The sequence below is a fragment of the Bartonella sp. AC10YNML genome (assembly GCF_042196825.1).
Classification (GTDB): domain Bacteria; phylum Pseudomonadota; class Alphaproteobacteria; order Rhizobiales; family Rhizobiaceae; genus Bartonella.
Map to the genome: position 1 here is coordinate 1 of NZ_JBHIRA010000046.1, position 2821 is coordinate 2821.

Here is a 2821-nt window from a genome sequence, read left to right on the forward strand (position 1 = left end):
AGAAGGAGAGTCAGATATCAACGACGTAGAAAATGGATTGGGGGGCGGAGGATCAACAGGACCAGAGGACGTAGAAGAAGGAGAGTCAGATGTCAACGACGTAGAAAGTGGATCGGGGGGAGAAGGTGGAGGATCAACAAGAGCAGAGAACGTAGAAGAAGGAGAGTCAGATATCAACGACGTAGAAAATGGATTGGGGGGCGGAGGATCAACAGGACCAGAGGACGTAGAAGGAGGAGAGTCAGATGTCAACGACGTAGAAAGTGGATCGGGGGGAGAAGGTGGAGGATCAACAAGAGCAGAGAACGTAGAAGAAGGAGAGTCAGATATCAACGACGTAGAAAGTGAATTGGGAGGAGAAGATGGAGGATTAACAGGATGAGATAATGAAAACGAAGCAGGTTTACCAAATGGACCATTATAAGAACCTATTCTAGAAGAAATATAAACCCCTTCGAGTCGGAAATCCCAAAAATCCCCCTCACCTTCCACTAATCTTTGCTTAGCATTCGCTTCTCCAAAAGGCGAGCCCGGACCATAACCACGAATACGATATTGATAAGGAAAACCTTTCACCGTAGTATAACCATTATAACCATTGGCGAGTCGAAAAGAACCTGCCCGCGCTGTTCCTGCAACTTGAACGATTGAAATGCTTTGATCTCTTCCCTCATAGACTTCTTTACTTGAATATTTTGGAAAATTTTGCATATGAATGAATGTCGTTCCAGAAACATCCCCATAGATCAATATGCGATCCGTCTTTTGGGGATCAAACAAACCCTCATCATTCAAAAATGTATTCAACCTAATCTGAGCGTTTCCCTCAGCACTATAGACTTTTTTATCTTTTGATGCGAGAATTTTATCTCCTGCATCTATATCTGCTTTTTTTCCAATGCGTAGCGTTTGATAACCACTATCTTCATCAAAGATCAATGTGCTATTGGAAAGACTTAGAGAAGAAAGCGATGAAACAGATTCCTGTAAACCATTGTATTTACTTTTAGTAAGATACCATTTTGAATAACGAATTAACTCTAAATCAATAACCGATCTATCTTCAACACGCGTACCTCCTGTAAGAGAGGAAGCGTTTGCTTTCACCAATAGAGAAGCATTATTTTCAGCTTTTAGCAACACATCACCAGAGATTTTTGTTTCATGCGATAATTCAAGAGTGCCTTTTACTTCATAGTCTTTATTCCCCTTCGCATAAATTGCAATCCCATCTGGAACTGTCATATTTGTCTCTGATAAATAAACAAAAGCCCTCCCCGTAATAACTTTTTTGGTTTCTAAATTTTTTTCATCATCTCGTTGCCTCAACATTTTAGCAATCTCTTCTGGAGCTAAAACATTAAAATACAGTCCATATACTCCCTCACCCTGAACAGAAATATTGTTTTTTTCTATCTTAATACTTGTATTTTTAAAGCCATCTGGTGAAATATATTTTTGAATTAACTTACCATTATCACTTACATAACCTGAAAAGTTTTTCATCAAAAATGCATGCATATGGTTTAGCTGGATAAAATTGTTTTTCAAATGAACGTCACCACCTTGAAAAACCTCAAAAGCTTCTGGCAATACCCCCATAGCTCCATCACTATCTGTTAAAGTTTCCTCTCTCCTTCCATGCCCCGTAATCCCCATAGTATCAAGAATATAGCGCCCCCCAAATCGGGTTGAAAATGAGCCAATCTGGTTAAAATTAACGGTACCGTCTGTCATTTTAACCATTGCATCAAAACCACTTATAATACCGATCCCTTTTACATTCAAATTATCTGGCTCAATATTGATATTCACACTCACTAAAGCAATATCCGTTCCTCTCCCCCATGCATAAATAGCATGTGAAGTCCCCTTAATTTCCCCTACTGTCATGCTAATAACGGCATTTTGAGCACGAAGAGCAGGTATACTCTTAAAATCTGAAGCTATTAGATTAATTTTTCCACCATTTCTTACATACGCCCCATACGCAGATATTTTATCTGGATCATCGCCATAAACTGCTATCTGAGAGGCATTAACAACAGTGCCTGCTTTTTCTACATATATAGCTGCAATAGGTGCAGTCTCCTGAGAATTTTTTAAGTAATAAACTTTATCTGCGAGAAAGTGTGTTTTTCTATCATCGCATTTATAAAACACCCCTCTTGGATCACTTGAAGATCCCGCAGCACTAACATACGTAACCTGCAAAAAATAAAGAATAGCTGTTGTAACGTTGCATAAAAATACATATTTATGAAATACATAAATCATAACTCTTGCCGCCTCCTATTCCCCTACTTCTATTTATTGAAGAATAATGTCTATATTTAAGCTAATAAATTTCTCAAAATACAATAAATATAAAACTAAAGAGCTACTTTAATACTTAATATAACACTATATATACTTATATATAAGTTACTATATAGTTTATGTATAGCTAAAAATAATAATGCAATCCAGCAGAGAAACTCGTTCCAGAAAAACCAATTTTCTTAAATCTATGCTGATAAGTGACATCTCCACGAAGAGAAAGTTTTGTTGAGAGACGGGCATTAAACCCAACCCCTGCTTCCAAAGAAGAACCAAAGGAACCTAACTGAAAATCGTTTTTAAAAGAAACGAATTGCTTATCTTCAAAACTATGCAAATAAGAAAGCTTACTATAAAAAGAAACTTCACGTCCCTCTTCCACAACACCTAACGTCTTGCTTAAACGCCCACCAACACGCCCCACCCATTGATGAAATTTTCCTAAATCAACATCAAGATTATCAACATCAAACGCCTGATTAAACTGAAGATGCTGATAAAC

Annotated in this window: 2 protein-coding genes; both read right to left on the minus strand. The window is 37.6% G+C overall.

The features are described 5' to 3' along the window. On the minus strand, positions 1 to 2277 hold a 2277-nt coding region (locus ACFINA_RS09460; RefSeq protein ID WP_375615504.1), incomplete at its 3' end, for an autotransporter outer membrane beta-barrel domain-containing protein. 169 nt (positions 2278 to 2446) lie between these two features. Continuing rightward, positions 2447 to 2821, minus strand: a 375-nt coding sequence (locus tag ACFINA_RS09465; RefSeq protein ID WP_375615505.1) for an autotransporter outer membrane beta-barrel domain-containing protein, incomplete at its 5' end; no start/stop codon positions are given.